22 protein-coding genes and 3 pseudogenes are annotated in these 23,412 nt (G+C 60.4%); 19 read left to right on the forward strand and 6 right to left on the reverse strand.

All coding sequences use genetic code 11. The features are described 5' to 3' along the window. Nucleotides 1–23: 23 nt before the first annotated feature. From nagZ to BSG20_RS14895, 10 genes are all read left to right on the forward strand, one after another. Nucleotides 24–1,037, forward strand: coding sequence for a beta-N-acetylhexosaminidase (nagZ, locus tag BSG20_RS14850; protein WP_072376711.1), 1,014 nt, complete (start codon nucleotides 24–26; stop codon nucleotides 1,035–1,037). Between the two features lie 21 nt (nucleotides 1,038–1,058). Beyond that, complete coding sequence (locus BSG20_RS14855; protein ID WP_072376630.1) at nucleotides 1,059–1,916, forward strand: segregation and condensation protein A; 858 nt, start codon at nucleotides 1,059–1,061, stop codon at nucleotides 1,914–1,916. Between the two features lie 32 nt (nucleotides 1,917–1,948). Next, nucleotides 1,949–2,629, forward strand: coding sequence for an SMC-Scp complex subunit ScpB (gene scpB / locus BSG20_RS14860; protein ID WP_072376709.1), 681 nt, complete (start codon nucleotides 1,949–1,951; stop codon nucleotides 2,627–2,629). A 185-nt stretch (nucleotides 2,630–2,814) separates the two neighbouring features. Continuing rightward, a complete protein-coding gene (locus BSG20_RS14865; protein WP_037117690.1) occupies nucleotides 2,815–3,015 on the forward strand; it encodes a twin-arginine translocase TatA/TatE family subunit in 201 nt (66 codons plus the stop codon). A 49-nt stretch (nucleotides 3,016–3,064) separates the two neighbouring features. Beyond that, nucleotides 3,065–3,730: a Sec-independent protein translocase protein TatB gene (gene tatB, locus BSG20_RS14870; RefSeq protein ID WP_072376629.1), complete on the forward strand. Its 666-nt coding sequence runs from the start codon at nucleotides 3,065–3,067 to the stop codon at nucleotides 3,728–3,730. Continuing rightward, nucleotides 3,727–4,554, forward strand: coding sequence for a twin-arginine translocase subunit TatC (gene tatC / locus BSG20_RS14875; RefSeq protein WP_024317437.1), 828 nt, complete (start codon nucleotides 3,727–3,729; stop codon nucleotides 4,552–4,554). Before tatB ends, tatC begins: the two co-directional genes overlap by 4 nt. Nucleotides 4,555–4,646: 92 nt before the next feature. Further along, nucleotides 4,647–5,930 (forward strand): serine--tRNA ligase, encoded by a 1,284-nt coding sequence (serS, locus tag BSG20_RS14880; protein WP_072376627.1) that lies wholly within the window; start codon nucleotides 4,647–4,649, stop codon nucleotides 5,928–5,930. 4 nt (nucleotides 5,931–5,934) lie between these two features. Beyond that, the gene (surE, locus tag BSG20_RS14885) at nucleotides 5,935–6,702 is read left to right on the forward strand and encodes a 5'/3'-nucleotidase SurE (protein ID WP_072376625.1); all 768 of its coding nucleotides are present in this window, start codon (nucleotides 5,935–5,937) and stop codon (nucleotides 6,700–6,702) included. A gap of 6 nt (nucleotides 6,703–6,708) precedes the next feature. After that, a complete protein-coding gene (locus BSG20_RS14890) occupies nucleotides 6,709–7,362 on the forward strand; it encodes a protein-L-isoaspartate(D-aspartate) O-methyltransferase (protein WP_072376623.1) in 654 nt (217 codons plus the stop codon). Between the two features lie 137 nt (nucleotides 7,363–7,499). Then, nucleotides 7,500–9,059, forward strand: a complete 1,560-nt coding sequence (locus BSG20_RS14895; protein WP_072376621.1) for a peptidoglycan DD-metalloendopeptidase family protein — start codon at nucleotides 7,500–7,502, stop codon at nucleotides 9,057–9,059. Between the two features lie 49 nt (nucleotides 9,060–9,108). Here the strand turns inward: BSG20_RS14895 and BSG20_RS14900 are convergent, their stop codons facing one another. Continuing rightward, nucleotides 9,109–9,984: an ATP-binding protein gene (locus tag BSG20_RS14900; RefSeq protein ID WP_072376619.1), complete on the reverse strand. Its 876-nt coding sequence runs from the start codon at nucleotides 9,982–9,984 to the stop codon at nucleotides 9,109–9,111. A gap of 209 nt (nucleotides 9,985–10,193) precedes the next feature. Here BSG20_RS14900 and yajC point away from each other — a divergent pair, with 209 nt between their 5' ends. From yajC to BSG20_RS37410, 8 genes and pseudogenes are all read left to right on the forward strand, one after another. After that, nucleotides 10,194–10,541 carry a preprotein translocase subunit YajC gene (gene yajC / locus BSG20_RS14905; RefSeq protein WP_024317431.1) on the forward strand — a complete coding sequence of 116 codons (348 nt, stop codon included), beginning with the start codon at nucleotides 10,194–10,196 and terminating at the stop codon, nucleotides 10,539–10,541. Between the two features lie 56 nt (nucleotides 10,542–10,597). Then, nucleotides 10,598–13,159, forward strand: a complete 2,562-nt coding sequence (gene secDF / locus BSG20_RS14910; protein WP_072376617.1) for a protein translocase subunit SecDF — start codon at nucleotides 10,598–10,600, stop codon at nucleotides 13,157–13,159. Nucleotides 13,160–13,163: 4 nt separating this feature from the next. Next, nucleotides 13,164–13,550: an Mth938-like domain-containing protein gene (locus BSG20_RS14915; protein WP_072376615.1), complete on the forward strand. Its 387-nt coding sequence runs from the start codon at nucleotides 13,164–13,166 to the stop codon at nucleotides 13,548–13,550. Between the two features lie 2 nt (nucleotides 13,551–13,552). After that, nucleotides 13,553–14,404: a phytoene/squalene synthase family protein gene (locus BSG20_RS14920; RefSeq protein WP_072376613.1), complete on the forward strand. Its 852-nt coding sequence runs from the start codon at nucleotides 13,553–13,555 to the stop codon at nucleotides 14,402–14,404. Nucleotides 14,405–14,472: 68 nt separating this feature from the next. Beyond that, nucleotides 14,473–14,941, forward strand: a pseudogene (locus BSG20_RS14925) (hypothetical protein). 195 nt (nucleotides 14,942–15,136) lie between these two features. Beyond that, nucleotides 15,137–15,796, forward strand: coding sequence for a peroxiredoxin (locus BSG20_RS14930; protein WP_082321189.1), 660 nt, complete (start codon nucleotides 15,137–15,139; stop codon nucleotides 15,794–15,796). A 36-nt stretch (nucleotides 15,797–15,832) separates the two neighbouring features. Then, complete coding sequence (locus BSG20_RS14935) at nucleotides 15,833–16,870, forward strand: MBL fold metallo-hydrolase (protein WP_072376608.1); 1,038 nt, start codon at nucleotides 15,833–15,835, stop codon at nucleotides 16,868–16,870. 126 nt (nucleotides 16,871–16,996) lie between these two features. Further along, nucleotides 16,997–17,164: pseudogene (locus BSG20_RS37410) on the forward strand (GDCCVxC domain-containing (seleno)protein); the annotation flags it as partial. Here the strand turns inward: BSG20_RS37410 and BSG20_RS14945 are convergent. The 4 genes and pseudogenes from BSG20_RS14945 to BSG20_RS14960 form a co-directional block, all read right to left on the reverse strand. Next, complete coding sequence (locus tag BSG20_RS14945; RefSeq protein ID WP_072376706.1) at nucleotides 17,100–17,693, reverse strand: class I SAM-dependent methyltransferase; 594 nt, start codon at nucleotides 17,691–17,693, stop codon at nucleotides 17,100–17,102. The pseudogene BSG20_RS37410 and the gene BSG20_RS14945 sit on opposite strands and share 65 nt — an antisense overlap. Nucleotides 17,694–17,801: 108 nt before the next feature. Then, a complete protein-coding gene (trmFO, locus tag BSG20_RS14950; RefSeq protein ID WP_072376606.1) occupies nucleotides 17,802–19,235 on the reverse strand; it encodes a methylenetetrahydrofolate--tRNA-(uracil(54)-C(5))-methyltransferase (FADH(2)-oxidizing) TrmFO in 1,434 nt (477 codons plus the stop codon). 77 nt (nucleotides 19,236–19,312) lie between these two features. Continuing rightward, nucleotides 19,313–21,381 (reverse strand): annotated as a pseudogene (locus BSG20_RS14955) (2Fe-2S iron-sulfur cluster-binding protein). Between the two features lie 48 nt (nucleotides 21,382–21,429). Continuing rightward, nucleotides 21,430–22,047 (reverse strand): glutathione S-transferase family protein, encoded by a 618-nt coding sequence (locus BSG20_RS14960; protein WP_072376604.1) that lies wholly within the window; start codon nucleotides 22,045–22,047, stop codon nucleotides 21,430–21,432. A 111-nt stretch (nucleotides 22,048–22,158) separates the two neighbouring features. Here BSG20_RS14960 and BSG20_RS14965 point away from each other — a divergent pair, with 111 nt between their 5' ends. Beyond that, entirely contained in the window at nucleotides 22,159–23,046 is an 888-nt protein-coding gene (locus BSG20_RS14965) for a LysR family transcriptional regulator (RefSeq protein ID WP_072376602.1), read from the forward strand. A gap of 44 nt (nucleotides 23,047–23,090) precedes the next feature. On the opposite strand, the gene BSG20_RS14970 is transcribed toward BSG20_RS14965, so the two are convergent. Further along, entirely contained in the window at nucleotides 23,091–23,294 is a 204-nt protein-coding gene (locus BSG20_RS14970) for a hypothetical protein (protein WP_024319258.1), read from the reverse strand. Between the last annotated feature and the right edge of the window lie 118 nt (nucleotides 23,295–23,412).

Below are 23,412 nucleotides of genomic sequence, written 5' to 3' on the forward strand. Positions count from 1 at the left end.
CGGAGCACCTCTATGATTCGGGTATGACCGAATCAAAAGCAATGATCCTTGGCTGTAGCGGCCTTTCTCTTACTCCCGAAGAAAAGGCGTTCTTCAGCGCCGAGCGTCCTTGGGGCTTCATTCTGTTTGGACGCAATATTTCGGAGCCGCAACAGATCAGCGATCTCGTCGCGGAGATGCGAGAAGCAGTCGGTTGGCACGCGCCGGTTCTGATCGACCAGGAAGGTGGACGCGTCCAGCGCATCCGGCCGCCGATCTTCCAGCACTATCCCTCGGGGCAACAGCTTGGCGATATCTATCGGCAGAACAGAGAAAAAGGCCTCCGTGCCGCCTGGTTGATGTCGCGGCTGCACGCCTTCGATCTTTCGAGCCTTGGGATCAATGTGGACTGCCTCCCGGTGCTGGACGTTCCCGTGGAGGGCAGCAGCAACGTGATCGGCAACCGCGCTTACGGTGGCGATCCAATGACAGTCACGGCCATGGGACGTGCCGCAGCCGAGGGTTTGAAAGCGGGCGGTCTTCTCCCTGTAGTGAAGCACATGCCGGGCCACGGTCGCGGCTTTGCGGATTCCCATCACGAGCTGCCGGTCGTCGCGGTTTCGCGCGCAGAACTCGAGGTGCATGATTTCCCTCCGTTCATTGCCATGAAGGACGAATTGATGGCGATGACGTGCCATGTCGTCTTTGCAGCCGTCGATTCCGAGCACCCGGCAACTACCTCGCGCAAGGTCATCGCCGGTATTATTCGCGACTACATCGGCTTCAAGGGTCTGTTGCTTTCCGACGATACATCGATGAACGCCCTTGCCGGCACGATCGCAGAGCGCGCCGCCAACATCATCGCTGGCGGATGTGATATCGTGCTTCATTGCAACGGCCACATGGACGAGATGCAGCAGGTCGTCGAAAATGTGCCGGTCTTGCAGGGCCAGTCGCTCTTGCGCGCACAAGCGGTGCTGAGGGGCCTCCCGAGCGCTGACAATGCCGAGGAGGCTTCGATCCGCGCCGAGTTCGATGAGTTGTTTGCGACTGTCTGATCGCAGAAGGGGCAGGGCAGGGTGGATACGGTCAAAGGCACGGAACGGCTGCAGACGGCAACGCCAATGGACAAGTTGTGGCAGGAGAACGGCGCCGAGCGCGCGAGCTCCGATCCCGCGCTGCTGATCGATGTTGCCGGCTTCGAAGGCCCGCTCGACCTTTTGCTCTATCTCGCCCGCAATCAGAAGGTCGATTTGTCCCGCATCTCCGTTCTTGCGCTGGCGGAGCAATATCTGCAGTTCATCGAAAGCGCGAGGCGGATCCGGATCGAGCTGGCAGCCGACTATCTCGTCATGGCCGCCTGGCTTGCCTACCTGAAATCGCGCCTGCTGATCCCGCAGCAGGCCAAGGACGACGGCCCTTCCGGCGAGGAAATGGCGGCAACGCTTGCCTTCCGCCTGAAGCGCCTCGAAGCGATGCGCGAGGCTGCGAGCGGTCTCGTCAACCGGAACCGCCTGGGCCGCGATATCTTTGCTCGTGGTGCGCCGGAGCACATCCCGGACAGGCATCAGTCGGCGTACACTGCCAGCCTCTACGATCTGCTGACGGCTTATGCGTCGCTCCGTCAGCGTCAGGCGGTAACGCAGGTGACGATCGCACGTCGCACTGTCTGGTCGCTGACCGACGCCCGCGAGCTTCTGACCCGCATCATCGGCGAGATCAGCGACTGGACAGCATTGGAAGCTTACCTCATGCGTTACATGGCGTCGCCGGAAGACAGAGTGACAGCAATTGCCAGTGCGTTCGCGGCTTCCCTCGAGCTCGTTCGCGAAGGTAAGCTCGAGATCCGTCAGGATGGAGCTTTCCAGCCGCTCTATATGAGACGCGGCCCTAAACATGGAACGCTGCAGGTCGTCGAACAGGAGCGACCGGCGTGACCGATCTGGAAGACGAACACATCGATAGTGCAATGGTGGAAGAGACAGAGGACGACGTTCGTGCAGAGACTGAGGCGGAGCGCATTGCCGAGGCATTGGTCTTCGCATCTGCGCAGCCCGTCTCCGAAGGGTTCATCGCCGATCGCCTGCCGCGTCCGTTCAACGTCCGTGGGATCATGCTGCGCCTGAAGGAGCAGTATGCCCATCGCGGCGTCAATCTCGTGCAGGTGGATGATGCTTGGGCCTTCCGTACGGCGGCAGACCTCTCCTTCGTCATCCGGCGCGACGAGAACGAAGCCAAGAAGTTGTCGCGAGCGGCCTTGGAAGTACTGGCGATCATTGCGTATCACCAGCCGGTGACGCGGGCCGAAATCGAGGATATCAGAGGCGTCCAGACCTCCCGCGGCACACTCGGCGTTCTGATGGAGGCGGGCTGGGTTCGGTTTCGCGGTCGCAGGCGCACGCCGGGTCGTCCCGTTACGCTGGGCACGACGCGCGATTTCCTCGATCATTTCGGCCTGGAAGAACTGCGCGATCTGCCAGGACTTGAAGAATTGAAGGGCGCAGGGCTGCTCTCCGGTCGCATCCCGGCCAACTTCAATATACCATCGCCGACAATGAACGACGAGTTGACCGAAGACGAAGATCCGATCACGCAGCTCGATCTCGAGGAACTCGGCCTGCTTGCGCCCGGCGGCGCGTCCGAAGACTAATCGGATTTGTCTTGGTTCCGCCACGCATCGCGAAAACAATGCCGATCACAGTTTTTCGAATGTGTCTTCTCTTGTCACAGAGGGCGATACCGTGACATTAAGCGACAATCCAAGGGGAACTTTGATGTTGGAATTGGTGTAGGAAGCTCTTACATCTGGAAACATCGCAACAGGGAGTTAGCGTAATGGGTTCATTTAGCATGTGGCACTGGCTGATCGTTCTGGTCATCGTGCTTCTGTTGTTCGGTCGCGGCAAGATTCCGGAACTGATGGGCGACGTTGCCAAGGGCATCAAGAGCTTCAAGAAGGGCATGAACGACGAAGACACCACGCCCGAGTCCACGACTGCCAAGACCGTCGATCACAAGGCCGACGAAACGAAGTAAACACCTCCGGGCAAACGTAGCCCCCACGTTTCCCGCTCAGGAGCCTTGAATGTTCGATATTGGCTGGACCGAGCTGCTTGTCATCGCGGTCGTACTGATCGTGGTGGTTGGTCCCAAGGACTTGCCGCCGATGCTGCGTGCGTTCGGCAAGATGACACAGCGTGCCCGCAAGGTTGCGGGCGAGTTTCGCGCCCAGTTCGACGAAGCTTTGCGTGAAGCCGATCTGGACGAAGTACGCCAGACGCTGACGGACGCGCAGAAGCTGAACCCCGTCAACAGCTTGCGTGAGGCAATGAACCCGCTTCGCCAGATGGGAAACGAAATCAAGGCCGACCTGCAGAAGGCGACGACGGTCGAGAACAAGACCGAGGTTCCGTCCGCTGCCGTATCGGTGCCTGATCCGTCGATGAGCCTGCCTGAGACGCCCCCGGTCATGCCGCCTCCCACGCCTCAAGCCGCCGTAGCCGCTGAAATGCCTGGAGCCGCTGTTACCGAGAAGCCAAAGGCCGTGCGCAAGCCACGCGCCAAGGCTGTGGATAAGGCTGATGCCGCAGCCGCCATCGTCGTTGTTCCGGCCGGAAAGACGAAGCGCGCGCCTGCCAAGGCCACGGCAGCAGGCACGGCCACCGCAACAAAGAAGCCGACGGTCGCCGCCGTTGAGGCCACAGCCGCTCCGAAGAAGACGGCAGCGAAAAAGAAGAAGGACGACGCATGAGCGGTGACATCGAGGACAAGCCACAGCCGCTGATCGAACATCTGATGGAGCTGCGCACGCGGCTGATGTGGTCGATTGGCGCGTTCTTCGTCGCTTTCATCGTGTGCTTCATCTTTGCCAAGCATCTCTTCAATGCCCTTGTCTATCCCTACAAGTGGGCCGTTATCTGGGCGCATCTCGATGTGTCCAAGGCACAGCTCATCTACACGGCGCCCCAGGAGTTCTTCTTCACACAGGTAAAGGTCGCCATGTTCGGCGGTCTGGTCATCGCCTTCCCGATTATAGCGGCGCAGATCTACAAGTTCGTGGCGCCCGGTCTTTACAAGAACGAGCGCGCTGCCTTTCTTCCGTTCCTGATTGCCTCGCCGGTTCTGTTCCTCATGGGCGCATCCCTGGTCTACTTCTTCTTCACGCCGATGGTCATGTGGTTCTTCCTGACCATGCAACAGGCGCCGGGTGAGGGCGATGTCGCGATCTCGCTGCTTCCGAAGGTCTCTGAATATCTCAGCCTGATCATGACGCTGGTATTCTCGTTCGGCCTGGTCTTCCAGCTTCCCGTCGTTACCACGCTCTTGGCGCGCGTCGGCCTGCTGACGTCGGACTGGCTTCGGGAGAAGCGCAAGTTCGCGATCGTGCTCGCCTTTATCGTCGCAGCGGTGCTGACGCCGCCAGATCCGATGTCCCAGATCGGCCTTGCACTGCCGACCATCCTTCTCTACGAGATTTCCATCTACGCGGCGCGACTCGTGGAGCGCCAGCGTGCCCGCGAGGCGGTCGAAGAGGCTGAAGGAACCACGGACGTTGCCAAGTCGGACAACGTCTGACCGATCTGCTTCGATGAGCGCTTCCAAGCATCCGGTCGAGGCCCAGACGGGCTTTGGCCGGCTTATCTTTTTACAACGACCCTGGAACGACGATGCTCGATATCAAATGGATCCGTGAGAATCCCGAAGCGCTCGACGCGGCACTTGCCAAGCGTGGTGCCGAGCCTTTGTCCGAAAGCCTGATTGCGATCGACGAAAAGCGCCGTTCTGCCATTCAGAAGGTCCAGGACATGCTGTCCCGCCGCAACGCCGCCTCCAAGGAGATCGGCGCGGCGATGGCGCAGAAGAACAGCGAACTTGCCGAAAAGCTCAAGCTCGAAGTGGCCGACCTGAAGGTGCTGCTTCCGGCCGAGGAAGAGGGCGAGCGTCACGCGACAGACGAACTGAATGATTCACTGTCGCGCATTCCGAACATCCCGCATGACGACGTGCCGGTCGGCAAGGACGAGCACGACAATGTCGTTGCTCGCGTCGTCGGCGAAAAGCCACGCTGGAACCATACGCCGAAGGAACACTTCGAAATCGGCGAAGCGCTTGGCTACATGGACTTCGAGCGGGCCGCAAAGCTCTCCGGATCGCGCTTCACCGTGCTGACCGGTCCGCTTGCGCGGCTGGAGCGCGCGCTCGGCCAGTTCATGATTGACCTCCATACGAGCGAGCATGGCTACACCGAAGTCAGCTCGCCGCTGATGGTGCGTGACGAGGCGGTGTTCGGAACAGCGCAGCTGCCGAAATTCGCCGACGATCTCTTCAAGACGACGGACGGCCGATGGCTGATCCCGACCGCCGAGGTGACACTCACCAATCTTGTCTCCGGTGAAATCCTCGACCAGGAGAAGCTGCCGCTTCGTTTCACCGCGCTGACGCCGTCCTTCCGTTCGGAAGCCGGCTCAGCTGGGCGCGACACGCGTGGCATGCTGCGCCAGCATCAGTTCTGGAAGTGCGAGCTCGTCTCGATCACCGATGCCGAGAGCTCGCTTGCTGAGCACGAGCGCATGACGGCCTGCGCGGAAGAGGTGTTAAAGCGCCTCGGCCTGCATTTCCGCACGATGACGCTCTGCACCGGCGATATGGGCTTTGGTTCGCGCAAGACCTACGACCTCGAGGTCTGGTTGCCGGGCCAGAACACCTACCGCGAAATCTCGTCCTGCTCCGTCTGCGGCGATTTCCAGGCGCGGCGCATGAACGCGCGCTATCGCGGTAAGGAAGACAAGGCAACGAAGTTCGTTCACACACTGAACGGCTCCGGCACCGCCGTTGGCCGCTGCCTGATCGCCGTTCTGGAGAATTACCTGAACGAGGATGGTACGGTCACTGTTCCGGACGTCCTTTTGCCATATATGGGCGGTTTGAAGAAGATAGAACGGGCGGCCTGAGCCGATGCGCATCCTGCTCACCAACGACGACGGCATTCACGCAGAAGGCCTCGCGGCACTGGAGCGGATTGCGCGCACTCTGTCTGACGATGTCTGGATTGTTGCGCCGGAGACTGACCAGAGCGGCCTTGCGCATTCGTTGAGCCTTTCTGAACCGCTGCGGCTGCGCAAGATCTCTGACAAACATTTCGCGCTGCGCGGTACCCCGACCGATTGTGTCATCATGGGCATCAAGCAGGTCATGGACGTCAAGCCGGACCTCGTGCTTTCCGGCGTCAACTCGGGCTCGAACGTCGCCGACGACGTCACCTATTCGGGCACCATCGCAGGCGCCATCGAAGGAACGATGCAGGGCGTTCGCTCGTTTGCATTGAGCCAGGCCTATTTCCACCAGGATGGAGCAAGGACGGTCCCCTGGGAGGTCTGCGAGGCGCATGCGCCGGCACTTCTGGAGAAGCTGATGTCACTCGAATTGCCCGAGGGCACATTCCTGAACCTCAACTTTCCGAATTGCCGACCCGAAGAGGTCGAGGGCATGGAAGTCACGGCGCAGGGCAAGCTTGCCTTCAACCTGCAGGTCGATGCCCGCGCCGACGGACGTGGCTTTCCCTATTACTGGCTCAGGTTTGGGGAGCGTGCCGGCGCCTTCGTCGAGGGCACCGATATAAACGCCCTGAAGCATCGCAAGATTTCGGTAACTCCTTTGAAACTGGATCTGACTGATTATTCCGTACGGGACCGCGTGGCGCGGGCGCTTTCGAGTACGGAGTAGATTGTTTTGACGGCACGGCTGGTCGAGAAGGAAGGGTTTGCGGCGCTCGTCTTGAGGCTGCGGGCCGAAGGCGTTTCCGATCTGGATCTTTTGACCGCGGTCGAGCAGACGCCGCGCTCTTTGTTCGTGCCGCCGCAGTTTGCGGACCAGGCCTATTCGAGCCGCACGATCCCGATCGAATGCGGCTCGTTTCTCGAGGGCGTCGATCTGGCGGTCAGGATCCTTCACCACCTGAAGATCAAGCCGGGCCAGCGTGTGCTTGAGGTCGGTACGGGCAGCGGCTTCATGTCGGCCGTCATGGCCCGCATGGCCGAACGCGTGCTGACGATCGACCGTTACAAGACACTGACGACCAATGCGCAGCGCCGCATCGACTCGCTCGGGCTCCGAAATGTCATCATCCGCCAGGCTGACGGCAGCGCCGGCCTGCAGGGCGAGGGAACCTTCGACCGTATCGTGGTCACCGCTGCGTTCAATTCGATGCCGCGGTTCTACACCGACCAACTGGTCTCAGGCGGCTCGATGATCGCGCCGCTGATGATCTCCGAGAATGAATGTCGCCTCGTGCGGCTCACGAAGACGGGCAGCCGCTTCGAGCGCGAAGAACTGTTCGACACGCCCTACCTTCCCATTGTCCCGCGCCTGGCGTCTCAACTCTGAGGCGAGGCGGTGGCGCAGGTTGCTATGGTTAGCATTCTCTCAAAAAAATCTCGCAGATTCCGGTACCTTAACCGCGTGGTAATACTAACGCGCTTTAATAAACCCACAAATGGTTGCGTTCATCAGTGGGTCGAGTCATGCGTTTCAGTCTTTCGACAAGAGTAGGCAAGTCTGCCGGTAATGTCCTGATAGCGGCTTTGCTGGCGAGTGCCGCAACGGGTTGCAGTTCCGATGTGACACGTTTCGGTGGTCTTTTCTCGTCATCCGGTCAGGATCAGATGACGACCAACTCAATCCCTCGCCGAAATATGCAGGCCGATCCGGTGCCGCAGGCGGATTTGCAGCAGGGCGTGTACTCGGCAAGCAATCAGGCGATGAACCAGCCGTATCCGGCGCAGCCCACTTATGGCGCCTCCAGCGCTCGCATGGCCTCGGCACCGGTCTCTGTTCAGCGTTCAGACCTCGCTGCGCCCTCGGCAGTGGCGCCTGCAGCGCCGTCCCGCGAAAAGCAGGTGGCTCTCGCGCAGCCATTCCCCGCAGCCGCTGCGCCGAAGAAATCGGCGGCCATTCTCGTTCCGCCAAAGATGGCAACCGACTCGATCGTCACGGGCACGACCCCGAAGGTGTCCGGTTGGTCGGCAACCAACGCGCCGTCTGTCACGCTTCGTCCGGGCGAGACCATCGCGACACTCGCCAATCGCTACGGTGTGCCGGAAAAGGAAATCCTTCGTGCCAACGGCTTCAAGACGGCGGCAGCCGCGAAGCCTGGCCAGATCATCCTGATCCCGACCTTCAACGGCGGCAATGCGGCCAAGGCATCCGCTCAGACGGCCGACCTTTCCAAGGGCGGACACTTGCCTCAGCCGGGCAAGCAGCAAGAGCAGAACGTTGCCGTCGTTCCGGGCGCGAACTCCGCTCGCGATAAGTCGGTTGCAAACGCAGATCCGGCGGGCAAGCCTGCGGCTGGTGCGGGCAAGGGCCCCAAAGGCGCTGGCGGCACCTATGTCGTCAAGCCTGGCGACTCGCTTGCCAAGATCGCCAAGGCGACAGGCACTAGCATCGACGACCTGAAGGCTGCCAACAACCTCTCGGCAGGTTCGATCCGCATCGGTCAGGAGCTCAATCTCCCGGGCGGTTCGCAGGATGGAATGAAGACAGCCTCCATTCCGGCAAAGGCAGAGCCGAAGCCGGTCGCTCAGCCCGCCGCCGCAACGACGACTGCCGCCGCGCAGCCGGCAACCTACAAGGCTCCGGTCGCGACCGAGACTGTGGACGAGGCTGCGAAGAAGGAAGTGGCTTCGGCGGCACCCGAGGCGACCGGCATCGGCAAGTATCGCTGGCCGGTTCGTGGTGCGGTGATTGCTGCCTACGGCGCCAACGTCAACGGCAGCCGCAACGATGGTATCGACATCTCGGTGCCGCAGGGGACGCCGATTAAGGCCGCCGAAAACGGCGTGGTCATCTACGCCGGCAACGGGCTGAAGGAACTCGGCAATACGGTTCTCGTCCGCCACGACGACGGTACGGTCACCGTTTACGGCAACGCTGATACCTTGAGTGTCAGCCGCGGCCAGAAGATCCAGCGCGGCCAGACCGTCGCCGTTTCCGGCATGAGCGGCAATGTCAAGCAGCCGCAGGTTCACTTTGAAGTCCGAAAGGATGCGACCCCGGTCAACCCGATTACTTTCCTCGAGTAGGTTATGCGTTAGAGGATGCTCGAAAGCCCGGCCCAAGGCCGGGCTTTCGTCATTCGGCACGGTCGAGGGCGATGCGCTTACGGCCAGCCAGATCCTGAATGTACTGCCAGGCAACGCGGCCGGAACGCGCGCCGCGCGTGGTGGCCCATTCCAGAGCCTCCGCATGCATCTTCTGGCGATCGAGGGGTAGCTTGAAGTAGTCGGCATAGCCGTCGATCATCGTCAGATAGTCGTCCTGGCTGCATTTGTGGAAGCCGAGCCAAAGGCCAAACCGGTCGGACAGCGAAACCTTTTCCTCGACGGCTTCGGAGGGATTGATTGCCGTCGACTGCTCGTTCTCCATCATGTGGCGTGGCAGCAGGTGACGCCGGTTCGAGGTTGCATAGAAGAGCACGTTGTCCGGCCGCCCCTCGATGCCGCCGTCAAGGGCTGCCTTGAGCGATTTGTATGCCGTGTCATCGTGGTCGAATGAAAGGTCGTCGCAGAAGACAATGACACGATGGGGCGTATCCTTGAGAAGATCGAGCAGCGTCGGGAGGCTCGCAATGTCTTCGCGATGCACTTCCACCAGCTTCAGCGATACTGCGCTCTCACGCCGCACATCTTCGTGAACAGCCTTGACCAGCGACGACTTGCCCATGCCGCGCGCACCCCAAAGGAGAACGTTGTTTGCCGGGTAGCCGTCGGCGAAGCGCACCGTGTTTTCGTGGAGGATGTCACGCACGTGGTCCACGCCGCGGATTAGCTTCAGGGCCACGCGGTTCGGTCGTGCAACGGGCTGAAGGTGCTGACGGGCAGGGGACCAGACGAAGCAATCGGCCGCGTTCCAGTCGTTGATCGCAGGCGCCGGGCCGGCCAACCGGTCGATCGCATCGGTCAGTCGGCGCAACTCCGCCAGAATGGTGTTGTTGAAGTCTTCGGCCATGGGCCTTCCTCCTGAATTCTGGTTGCAACCAGCATACTGTGTCTTTTGCCTGCGGCGTAGCATGGCCTTTTGCGAGCGGAAAGGTTATGAGGCAGCGGAATCGGTACGGTTTCCGGCTGTTTCTGTTGCATTCGCAAAGACCATAATTATAGTCCGGCCACCCGAGAAAAGGCGGAGTTCCGCCCACGGAAAGTTTTGAGGAGTTTAGCATGTTCATCACCCCGGCATTTGCCCAGGCTGCCACCGATAGCGCGGCGTCGCCGTTCGGCTCCGGCTTCGAAATGATTATCCTGTTCGTGCCGCTGATGGTCGTCTGGTATTTCCTGCTGATCCGTCCGCAGCGCGCGCAGGCCAAGAAGCGCGAAGAAACGCTGAAGGCGATCCGTCGTGGCGATCAGATCGTCACGGGTGGCGGCCTTGTCGGCAAGGTCACCAAGGTTGTTGACGACAAGGAGCTCGAAGTGGAGATTGCAGACGGCGTGCGCGTTCGCATCGTCCGCACCGGAATCTCGGAAATTCGCGTCAAGGGTGAGCCGGTAAAGGCCGACGCTGCATAGTATTGCGAACCCAGTTGTGAACCGGGCTGGGCCGGGTCGGAAATAGTCGAGAGAAAATGCATCGTTTTTCGCGCTTGAAGGCTGTTCTGATCTGGGTTTTGGTGGTGGTCGCCGTTGTCGTCGCGGCCCCAAATCTGTTGTCAGACGGGCAGCGTTCTAAGCTGCCCGCATGGCTGGCTCACAGCCATGTTGCCCTCGGCCCTGATGTGCAGGGCGGTTCCCATCTGCTTTTCCAGATCGAACGCGCCGATATTGTCAAGGAACGGCTCGAACGCACCGTCGCGGACATTCGTGGCAAGCTGCGCGAATCTAACATTCGCTACACCGGCCTGACCGGCAACGACCAGGACGTCACGGTCAAGATCACCGATGCCGGCCAGGTGGAGGCTGCAATCAATGCCTTGAGCGCGCTGACAGCGAGCAGGAAGAGCGGCTGGTTTGGCGGCTCGATCCAGAATGTCACCCTGGAGAGGGGCACCGACGGACAGCTCACGCTGCGAATTTCCAAGGATAGTATCGACGAAGGCATCGCGGCTGCCCAGGCGCAGTCTCTGGAGGTTGTCGAGCGTCGCATTGCCGGCCTCGGGATCAACGATTATTCTGTTCGCGCAGATGGCCGCGACCGCATCGACGTCAAAGCCCTGGGCTCGATCGACGTTGAGCGGCTGAAAAATATTCTGAACGAACCCGCTCAGCTTTCCGTCCGGATGATCGACGAAAGCATGTCGGGTCAGCAGGCGCTTGCCGGTCGCTGGCCAGCGACTTCCGAGGTGCTCTATTCGCTGGACGATCCGCCCATTCCTTACCTCGTCGATCGCACGGATTTCGTAACAGGCAAGAATCTCGTCGATGTTCAGGCGGTCGTCGATGCGCAGACGAACACGGTTGCTATTAGTTACAAGCTGGATTCTGAGGGAGCCGAACACCTCGCACAGAAGACGCGCCAGAACATCGGCCGACACCTTGCCGTCCTCTTCGATGATCAGGTCATGGCGGCGCCGATGATCAATGCCCCGATCTTGGATGGCACGGGCACGGTACCGGTCAGCTTCAGCGAGGACGGTGCCCACGATCTTGCGCTGATGTTGAGAGCCGGCGCTCTGCCGGCGACGTTGACGACCGTGGAGGAGCGCACCGTCAGCACCGCCCTCGGCGCGGAATCGAAGCGCGCCGGTTTGGTGGCCGGCTTCGTCGCTGCGCTCCTTGTCATCGGTTTGATGTTTGCGTTCTATCGCAAACTGGGCATCATCACCGGCATCTCGCTTGCCTTGAGCCTTGTCCTCATTCTCGCGGTGCTGAGCGCAATTGGTGCGACCCTGACGCTGCCCGGCATCGCTGGCATTGTCTTGATCATAGGCATGGCTGTGGACGCCAATGTGCTCGTCTACGAGCGGATTCGCGAAGAGGCAAAAGCAGGTCACTCCTTCGCGGACGCGATCGACAACGGCTTTTCCCGCGCATTTTTGACGATCCTTGATGCCAACGTCACGATCATCATTGCGGCCGTCATTCTCTACTATCTCGGCAGCGACACCGTTCGCGGTTTTGCTGTGACGCTTGCGGCCGGAATCCTGACGACGGTTTTCACGACGTTCACGCTGACCCGCTGGATCGTCGTCACCTGGCTTCATCGCAAGCATCCGCGGCATCTGCCGAGGGATGTTCAGACAGGCATTTTCGACCGCGCGAACATCCGTTTCATGGGCATCCGGAGGTACACCTTCACGGTGTCGGCCGCACTTTCGATCTTGGCTATGGTCGGCTTCGCGACCGTTGGCGCGAATCTGGGGGTCGACTTTGCCGGTGGTTCGCACGTGGAGGTCAAGGCGAAGCAGGGCTCTGCCGATCCGAATGATATCCGCGCGCGTCTCGGCGATCTGAACATCGGGGATATCGAGGCTCGTCGCCTTGCCGATGCCTCGACGGCATTGGTTCGCATTCAGGCGCAAGGTGGCGGCGAGAATGCCGAGCAGTCTGCAATGACCTTGCTGCGTGATGAACTGGCGAACGACTATGAGATCCGAAGCGTGGAGGTTGTCGGTCCTGCCGTGTCGGGCGAACTGACGAGGGCTGCGACGTTGGGCTTACTCGGCTCGCTCGCTGTCATCCTGCTTTACATCTGGCTGCGCTTCGAATGGCAGTTTGCGATCGGTGCGATCATCGCGACACTGCACGATATCATCCTGACGCTTGGCCTCTTCGTGCTGACAGGCATGGAATTCAATCTGACGAGCGTTGCGGCCATCCTGACGATCGTCGGCTATTCGCTCAACGACACGGTCGTCGTCTACGATCGCATGCGCGAAAACCTGAAGCGCTACCGAAAAATGCCCCTGCCGATCCTCATCGACGCCTCGATCAATCAGACGCTATCGCGCACAGTTCTGACGGCCGCGACGACGTTGCTGGCACTGCTGGCGCTTTGCCTGTTCGGTGGTGAAGTGATCCGCCCGTTCGCCTTTGTGATGCTGTTCGGCGTTGCCGTTGGCACCTTTTCCTCCATCTACATAGCTGCGCCCGTGCTGATCGCTTTCAAGCTCCGCCCGGACGCGGTCGATAGCGATCAAAATAAGAAAGTGGCCGAGCCGGGTACGAACTCCGGCAATCCGGCAGTGTGAGAATATGGCAAGAGGCATAGTAATCCGCGAGGCGCATTTCCCTGGACGCGCCCCCATCGATACCTACGGCAATGGCGGTTTCCGTTTCGCCGACATGTCCCATCGCGGATCGATCCTTTGCCTGCCGTCCGGCATCTATGGCTGGGACATGGATATGTCGAAGCCGCTGTCCATCGAGAATTTTCAGAAGGTGCTCGATGAGGCAGCCGAGATCGAGGTCCTGCTGATCGGCACTGGCAGCGACATGCGACCAATCCCGGCCGATCTGAAGGCAGCCTTGAAGGCCGCCGGCATTTCATCCGATCCGATGAATACGGGTGCCGCGGTTCGCACCTTCAATATCATGCTGATGGAATCGCGCGCCGTTGCCGCGGCAATGATAGCGGTCTGACAATGGCCGATCAGTCTTTGACGAACCAGGACATTTGCCTGGCGACGCTACGCGACAATGACCGCGACCGATACCTTGCCTGCCTGCTGTCGCCGGATGACAAACGCGGCGCCCTGGCAGCGCTTTACGCCTTCAGCGCTGAACTCGCACGCATTCGCGATCTGGTGCATGAGCCGCTTCCGGGAGAGGTTCGCATTCAGTACTGGCGTGACCTGCTGGAAGGAAGTGCGCACGGCTCCACCCAGGCGAACCCGATTGCCGCCGCCTTGCTGTCGGCGATCGAAGCCCACCATTTGCCAAAACAGACGCTCGTGAACATGATCGACGCTCGTATCTTCGATCTCTACGACGATCCAATGGAGACGCGCCTTTCACTCGAAGGCTATGCCGGCGAGACGGCGTCTGCCCTCATTCAATTGGCCAGCCTGGTGCTTGCGCCGGAGGAGGCGGCAAGATCCGCCGAGGCTGCCGGACACGCAGGCGTTGCGCAGGCGATTGCTGGCCTGCTGCTTTTGATGCCGCTGCATCGTCACCGCGGACAGCTCTACATTCCCGTCGAAATCCTATCCGCGACGGGACTTGATCGCGATGCGTTTCTTTCGGGCGACGACAGGCCGCGCATCTCTGCGGCGATCGAAGCCTTTTCCGGACTCGGCCGCGACCATCTCGCCAAGGCGAGAAGTGTCGCGATATCACCAACCGTATTTCCGGCCTTTCTGCCTGTCGCTCTGGCGGAGCCGGTTCTCGTCAGTGCCCAGAAGGCTGGCGCCGGATTGTTCGAGCGTCAGCTACAGCGCTCGCAGTTGCGACGCCAGGCGGTTATGTTGCTAGCGTTGATGCGCAAGAAAATCTGATCCTGTTTAAACTCGCGCAAGGCTCGTGCGGTATAAGGGCGCCGTTGCAGCTTTGATCGGAGAGCGATGTGAGCATTATCGTCTGGTGCGTTATTTTCGCAATCGTCATCTTCATCGCCTTTGTTTCGACGCGCATGGCCGCGCAGAACAAGGAAGATGGCCTCCACGATACCGGACTCGCCATCATCGAGTTCAACCGTGCTTTCCCGAATGAAGCAATCCGCCAGTTGCAGGCGACCGCCAACGGCCAAGCGATGTTCGTGCGCCTGCATGACAACAAGGCGGGCTTCATGCGCAACATGCAGAGACATTATTCATGCCACATCATCGAGCCGGGCAGAGTGCGTGTGCTGAGTTCTGAAACTGGCAGCGGCCTCAGCATCGAGTTCCTTGATGCTCCGCATCAGAACGGCACGTTCGAATTCGCCTCCGCCAAGGAGGCATCAGAGGTCTCCCTCTGGCTGCTCGGCAACTACGTGGCGGAACCTTGACAAGGCATTGCCGCCGCACAATTCCACGGCCGCACACGGCCAGTAGCGAGGCCCCTGGCGAACCGGCATATCCTTTCGCCGCGGCCATTCCGCATTCACGATCATCCTTATCGGCGTCGCCTCTGGCGGGACGCATGGCTGCGGCCGTTTTGCCGTTGCCTGACGGCCGAAATAGGCGCAAGATTTGCGCTCATCCGGCAAATGTTTGAGTTTGTGTTAACAAACGCGATGGAGGTGCGTGATGCTTGCGATCAATGATACCGCTCCGGATTTCGAAGCCCAGACGACCGAAGGCAAAATCAGTTTTCACCAGTGGATCGGCAATTCCTGGGCGGTGCTGTTTTCGCACCCCAAGGATTTTACCCCCGTATGCACAACCGAGCTCGGTTACATGGCGCGGATCAAACCTGAATTCGACAAGCGTGGTGTGAAGATCATCGGCCTTTCTGTCGATCCGCTCGAACGCCACACCAGCTGGATGAAGGACATCGAGGAAACGCAGGGCTACCGTCCGAACTATCCGATGATCGCGGATGTCGATTACGCGGTATCGAAGCGCTACAATATGCTGCCTGCCCTGGTGTCCGGCGATCCGACGGACCGCACCCCAGCCGATAACCAGACCGTCCGCAACATTTTCGTGATTGGGCCCGACAAGAAGATCAAACTGGTTATGGTCTATCCAATGACCACAGGTCGTAACTTCGATGAGGTGCTGCGGGTGATCGATTCCCTCCAGCTTACCGCCAAGCACAAGGTCGCTACGCCGGTGAACTGGAAGAATGGGGAGGACGTGATCATCGCCGGCTCAGTCTCCGACGACGAGGCAAAGAAGCAGTATCCGCAAGGTTGGCGCGCACCGAAGCCCTATATCAGGATCGTGCCGCAGCCGCACGGATAGTCGATCGCAAACTGTGCCGCCACGCAGGAGGTAGGGATGATCTTCCGGCAGCTGTTCGATCCGGTATCGAGTACTTATTCCTATTTGCTGGCAAGCCGGAAAGGCGGCGAGGCGCTGATCATCGATCCGGTGTTGGAAAGGGTCGATCGCTACCTCCAACTCATCCATGAACTCGACCTGAAGCTGGTCAAGGCCGTCGACACGCATCTCCACGCCGACCACATCACAGGACTTGGCGCTCTGCGCGACAAAACCCATTGCATAACAGTCATGGGGGAGCAGACAAAAGCCGATGTCGTTTCGATGCGGCTCTGCGACAACGACAAGCTGACCATCGAGGGGCTTTCTCTGGACGTGATCTATACGCCGGGCCACACGGACGATTCCTACAGTTTCGTGCTGCCCGACCGCGTCTTCACCGGCGACACGCTGCTCATCCGCGGCACCGGCCGGACCGATTTTCAGAACGGTGATCCGAGAGCACAGTTCGAGTCTATATTCGGTCGGCTTCTAAAGCTTCCGGATTCAACGCTGGTTTTCCCGGCGCACGATTACAAGGGGGATACGGTCTCTACCATTGGTGAGGAGAGGGCCTTTAACCCGCGCCTGCAGGTGACGTCTGCCGATGAATATGCCGACCTGATGAACAATCTGAAGCTCTCGAATCCGAAGATGATGGATGTTGCCGTCCCTGCCAACATGAAGGTCGGGATGAACCAGGCTAACGTCATGCGCCACGGCTGGGCACTGACGGCGCAACAGGCGCTGAGTGTCGTGGGCCTCGGGGATGTCGCTTTAATCGATCTGCGCGAGAACGCCGAGCGGCGGCGAAACGGTACGATTCCGGGATCGCTGCACGTCCCGTATCCCTCGCTCGAGGAAAGCATAGGCGCGGGCGGAATGCTGCATGAACTTGCAAGCTCAACCCGCAAAAGGCTGCTTTTCTACTGCGCGTTCGGTGAGCGATCGGCAATGGCCGTGCAGGCAGCGCACGATGCCGGCCTTCCTCTGGCCTTTCACATCGAAGGCGGCATCGACGCCTGGAAGAAGGCGGAAGGACCGATCGCGCATTAGCGAGCAGCCTCGGTGAGCCGTGCAATGGTAAAGCAGCGATGAATTCTGACCTGTCCCATCTGCAGCTACCGATCGGCAGAGACGATGCCGGTTGATGCCAGCGTTTGGTTCTAAGAATGCCGAGGCTGCCGTGCGACACTCAAGCCGAAGGACGGTGATTGCTGCGTTTTCTGCTCATATGGGTCGGTTCGCCGTCCACCGGTTCAGGCCGGGAACCCTCGCCGTAATGTCACGCGACTTGAAACACAGCCGCGTAGTGGTAGGGCGGGAGATCGACGATCCGCAGCATGGTAAGGCCGGCCGGCTCAACGACGGTGCGGACGGCTTCGATTGGCATGCGGGTCTCGGTTCGCGGTCCGCGCGGCTGACCAAGCACAACCGTTTCTTCCCGCGGCCGCGGATGCCAATTCACGATGCAGAATAACCCATCCGGCCGCAGAGCTGCCCGGACGGAACGCGCAAGGCCAGTCTGGTCAGGAACGCCGTGGAATGTGTTGGCGATCAGGACATAGTCGACCGGCTCATCCAGGTGTTCGGCCAGGGAGGTGGCGTCCGCGCAGATCCACTGGCGAACGGACGCGTGCCTTCGTTCAACTTCGGCCTTCGCCAGCTCGATCATATCAGGATCGAGATCAAGCGCCGCAAGGCGTCCGTCGACCAACTCGGCGATCGGGCCTGTGAAGTAGCCGTCGCCGCAGCAAAGGTCGAGCACGCTCATGCCGCGCCGAATGCCGACCTGCTGAAGCAGCCCTGCCGGATCGGGCCAGAGCGCGGACCACCAGTCCCGGTCCGGCATGGATGTGCCTTGAAACAATGCTGCCATCAGCGCACTCTTTTCGAAGAAGATACGCCGCACAACATCTTCGATTCTGACAACCGCCGCGGCCCTTGGCCGATGGCAGCATCGAGAATGCTGGTACGCGCGGCCCGATCATGCACTCTCCGCGAGTTTAATGTCGAGCCCAAGCCAGTTTGCACAATCGGCAAGGGCGCGCCTGGCGATCAGCTGCCGCTTCATGATGGTCTTATCCTTGCCGCGGAAGCGCTTCACGCCCTCGGGCTTGACGATCGAACCAGGCTCGAGTTCGGGGAAAAGGCCGAAGTTGATGTTCATCGGCTGAAACGACCGCTTGCCAGGCTCCTCGTCATTGACGATGTGACCGCCTGTGATGTGGGCGAGCAGTGAGCCTAGCGCCGTGGTTGCGGGCGGCAGCGATACCGCTTCTCCTTTCCGCTCGGCAGCGGCAAACCGGCCTGCCATAAGCCCGACACTGGCGCTTTCGACGTAGCCTTCACAGCCGGTGATTTGTCCGGCAAAGCGCAGGCCCCTGCGTGACTTGAGCGTCAGAGACGGGTCGAGCAGCGTCGGCGAATTGATGTAGGTATTGCGGTGAAGGCCGCCGAGGCGGGCGAATTCGGCATTCTGAAGTCCCGGAATCATGCGAAAGATCTCTGCCTGGGCGCCGTATTTCAGCTTCGTCTGGAAGCCGACCATGTTGTAGAGCGTACCGAGCGCATTGTCCTGCCGCAACTGCACGACAGCGTAGGCCTTAACCGTCGGGTTGTGCGCATTGGTCAGGCCCATCGGCTTCATGGGGCCGTGACGCAGCGTTTCGCGACCGCGCTCTGCCATCACCTCGATCGGAAGGCAGCCATCGAAGTAGGGTGTCCCTTCCCATTCCTTGAACCCGACTGTATCACCGGCAATCAGGGCATCCACGAAAGCATTGTACTGCTCTTCGGTCATCGGACAGTTGATATAGTCCTTGCCGGTGCCGCCCGGGCCGACCTTGTCGTAGCGAGACTGGTACCAACAGGTATCCATGTCGATGCTGTCGCGATGAACGATCGGTGCAATCGCATCGAAGAAGGCCAGCGCATCCGCACCCGTCTCGGCCTGGATGGCGCTCGCAAGGGAAGGCGCAGTCAGGGGGCCGGTCGCAACGATTGCAAGATCCCATTCCCTCGGCGGCAGACCGGTCACTTCTTCACGAACGACAGTGATCAACGGATGCTCGTGGATCGTCTTGGTGACGGCTTCGGAAAATCCGTCGCGGTCGACAGCCAATGCGCCGCCGGCCGGGACCTGGTGCTTGTCCGCACAGGCCATGATCAGCGATCCCGCCAAGCGCATCTCGGCATGGATGACGCCGACCGCGTTGCTGGTCGCGTCATCGGACCGGAAGGAATTGGAGCAAACGAGCTCGGCCAGATCGTCGGTCTTGTGAGCGTCGGTGCCTCGCACGCCACGCATCTCGTGCAGGATCACGGGCACGCCGGCGTTTGCGATCTGCCAGGCCGCCTCTGAGCCAGCGAGCCCGCCGCCGACCACGTGGATGGGAGAATGGGAAGAGGTTTTGTTCATGCGCGGCTGATTACCACGCTGGAGCGGCACAGGAAACCGAAGAATTGACGACCGGTTTGATGTAGACGGCGACGCTCTTAGATATCCAGTTCCAGCCGAGCGCCTGTGTCGCTCGCTGCCGGCACGGCGCAGCAGATCAGAGCTTCGTCATCGGCGGCGTCGGCTGTCGGCTCCTTGACATAGGCGACAGCGCCGGACACGATCTTCGTCCTGCAGCTCCCGCAATTGCCGAGGCGACAGTTGAAATCAGGCGCCAAGCCACATGCTTCGGCAAGCTCCAGCAAACTGCCTGATCCTGGCTCCCAGCGCGCTTGCTTGCCTGAGCGCATGAAATTCACTGGCTGCGGATCGCGAGCGGCGGCGCGCGCTGGCGGCCGCTTGGCTTCATCCCCCGATCGCTGGAGAGACGCCGATCCAAACGCTTCGGCGTGGATGCGGTTATCGGCAATATTCAACCCGCGCAGGCCGTCGTGCACGGACTGCATGAAGCCTACTGGACCGCACAGATAAAAATCATAGTCGTTGAAGGGCAATACTGTGCTCAGCAGGTTCATGTCGACGCGCCCCTGCTGTTCGTAGTCTTCGCCAGCGACGGTATCGGAGGTATCGCTGAGCAGACGGACCAGCCTGACGACGCCACCGGATGCCGCCGCGAGTGCCTGCAACTCGGTATCGAATGCACGCTCCGACTTGCTATGTGCGGAGTAGACCAGCCACGTCGGTCGTATCCGGCGGGTGCGCAGGCCTCGTAGACGACATGCCGGAGCATGGCGAGCAGTGGCGTTATTCCAATGCCGGCGGCCAGCAGAACGGCAGGACGTCGTTCTGTGGCGTTGATCGTGAACGCGCCGGCAGGGGCGCGGGCCTCGATGATGTCACCTTCTCGGATGGCGTCGTGAAGACGCGTCGAGACAAATCCTTCGCGCTTGACGCTGATGCGATACGTACCATCGGAGGGCGCCGAGGAGATCGTATAGGTGCGCACTGCGGGTACCTCCGATCCCTCCACATCGATGCGGACAGGCAGATGCTGCCCGGAGACATGGGGAATGATCCCGCCTGCATCTGTCGGCTCGAGATAGAACGAGCGCACGCTCGCGCTCTCCTGGACGATCCGGGCGACGCGGAAGGGCCGCCAGCTCTTGGCGACGGCTGTCGCACGAAGCCGCGCGGCGGCCTCATTCCAGCTGCCGGTCATCAGAGAATTGGGAGATGGACCATCGGTCCGCGAACGCCAGCGAAGCGGCGACGCTTCTTGTCTGTAGACGATTTGCGTCGGGCGAAAGCGCCACAGTCGCTCAGCACCCTGGAAGGCTGCTATCTCCGGCGATTCCAGGATGACCTGCGCGTCGCCAGTCAATTGCAGCAGATCGCCGTTCTCGAAATCCGCAAAGACCAACCCCGCCCGCGGATTGGCGAGGATGTTGCCGAGCGTGTTGAAGAAGAGATTGCCGGCAAAGTCCGGGATCGTCAGAACGCCGTCCTCGCCGATCCGTACGAAACCCGGCCTGCCGCCACGATGCGAAACATCGATCTGGCGCTCGCCATCCTCGCGATCGACGTAGGAGGCGACAAAGAACGTGTCTGCCTTAGCAATCATTTCGGCGGGACGCCCATCAAGGCTGTCGAAATGGACCGGGTCATACCCTGAGCGCTGCATCGGGTCCCGCACGAAGTCGAAATCGCGCAGCTGGATATATTGCGGGCAGTTTCCATAGGATTGTCCCACGCGCACATCGAAGCCGTCCTGCTCCGTTCGGTGGACGGTCCCATTTAGCCGGTTGCGGCGGCGCGTGTGGAGTTCGATGCCAAGCATGGCGATGGCCTTGCCGTCGTCGGTTCCCGCGTCGGCCGGATCAAGGTGTTCACGCGGAAGGCGGACGCTCAGCGTGTGGATGTCCGGGCTCTCAAGGAAACCCGGACGATTGGCGCGTAGCGTTGCCCATGCATTGCCGTCCGCATCTGCCGTTCCCAGGACGATGAAGGGCAACTGCGCATAGAACTGGCGGTGCTGATCGATCAGGTGATCTCGCAGCACGCGCCGGCCCACCTCGTCCATTCGCTTGGCGACGCCGACCTTTTCGTGCAGTGCTATCTCCCCGGCATGCCAAGGAGAGGACTTGGTGCTTTGTGCCGCGATAGGCATAACAGGCTCCCTTTTGGATTGTGATCGGCCGCAGCGCGATGGAACGCCTCAAGCCGCCTCGACAATGCCGACTGGCGATTTCTGGAATGGTTGAAAGCCGGGCAGGGCTTCTATCCGCTGAAGCCATGCCGTCACATTGCGGTAGCCGGACCGGTCGACATTTCCTTCCGGCGCGCGGGCGATGTAGCTGTAAAGGGCGACATCGGCGATCGTCGGCCTGTTCGCGGCGATCCACTCGCGATCAACCAGGCGGTCATCGATCAGTTGGAGGATTCGATGCGCTCTCGCGATCACGTCCTCGGAGTCGAACTTGGCTCCGAACAACGTCACAAGCCTTGCCGCACATGGGCCATAGGCGATCTCGCCGGCAGCGACCGATAGCCAGCGCTGGACCGCCGCTGCAGCTGCTGGCTCCTCCGGAAGCCATCCCTCGGGCGCATACTTCTTGGCGAGGTAGACGAGGATGGCGTTGGAATCGCTGATGATGACGCCTCCATCTTCTAGCACAGGCAACTGCCCGAACGGATTGAGAGCAAGGAAGCTGGCGCTTTTGTGCTCCCTGGCAGCAAGATCGACCGCTACGACATCGACGTCGACGCCAATAAGCGACAGGAAGAGGCGGGCGCGATGGGAATGGCCCGAGAGAGGATGCGAGTAAAGCTTCATCGGTCTGGTCTCCGTGTTGAGGTGACCAGACAATAATTGTTTCCTCCCACGTGCTGAATTGCGATATCATGAAAGAAACTATTTCATTTGGCGGAATAGTACGGGGAGCAGATGGATCGGCTTCAATGCATGAGGGTTCTGGTCAAGGTCGCCGAGACGGCGAGCTTTGCGCAGGCAGCGCGCCAGCTCCACATGAGCCCGCCGGCAGTCACACGCGCGATCGCTTTTCTGGAGGAAGCCACAGGGGCGCGGCTCTTCGTCCGCTCCACGCGCTCAGTAAAGCTGACGCCGTCGGGCAGCCGATATGCCGATGACTGCAGAAGGATCCTCAGTGATATCGACGAGGCGGAAGCCTCTGCTGGCGGATCTCATTCAACTGCATCGGGAATGCTGACGATCACGGCGCCGGTTCTGTTCGGTCAGATCTATATCGTCCCGATTATGACGGACTTTCTCAGCATGCACCCGGCCGTCACCGGACGCGTCCTTCTCTTCGATCGGATGGTCAATCTTGTGGAGGAGGGCATCGACGTGGCGATCCGCATCGGCCACCTGCAGGACTCCGATCAGCAGGCAATAAAGGTCGGCAGCGTGCGCCGCGTCGTGTGCGGAGCGCCGGCCTACTTCAAGCGTCACGGCGAACCGGCAACGCCAGCCGACCTGGCCCAACACGTCACGATCGTCAACACGGGCTCATCGGCGCCATTGGACTGGCACTTCTCGCCCAACCATACGCCCGTCAAGCTTCATCCGCGCATGTACTGCAACACTGTCGATGCATCGATTGCAGCGGCGGTGACTGGATGGGGCCTGTCACGGACCCTATCCTATCAGGTGGCGGAGCATCTTGCCGCCGGTCGGCTGAGAATAGTGCTCGAGGAATATGAGGAAGAGCCACTGCCAATCCACGTCGTTCATGTGGAGGGCAGGCACGTCTCTGCCAAGACGCGCGCCTTCGTTGATGTCGCGGTTCGGAAGATAAAGACGCTCAGACTCTAACTGCCGGCATCAGCTCGATGCCGCATTGGTGGCATCCACGAAGTTCAAGCCATTGTCCTAGCGGAGGCTTCGTATCGTTTGGACATGAAGCTTATTCGATCGAGATTGTTCAGGATATCGACCATGTCGCATGCTTCGCGCCACGTCATCCGAGCCATCTGCACGTCGTTCAGTTCGGCCGGCTGCTGTGTCGTGGCGTCGACGACGGTCCACAAACCGTCCTCCATGCGAAGATTATATCGGCACATCACGCATGTCTCCGTTAGGCAACGGCGGGATACTTTCACAATGGTTAATATTAGTCCACCCTAAAGAATGGCCGAAATCACGGTATCAACAGGGCAGCCAGGACCGTATCTTGCCGTC

It is taken from the genome of Rhizobium tibeticum (genome assembly GCF_900110205.1).
Lineage (GTDB): Bacteria > Pseudomonadota > Alphaproteobacteria > Rhizobiales > Rhizobiaceae > Rhizobium > Rhizobium tibeticum.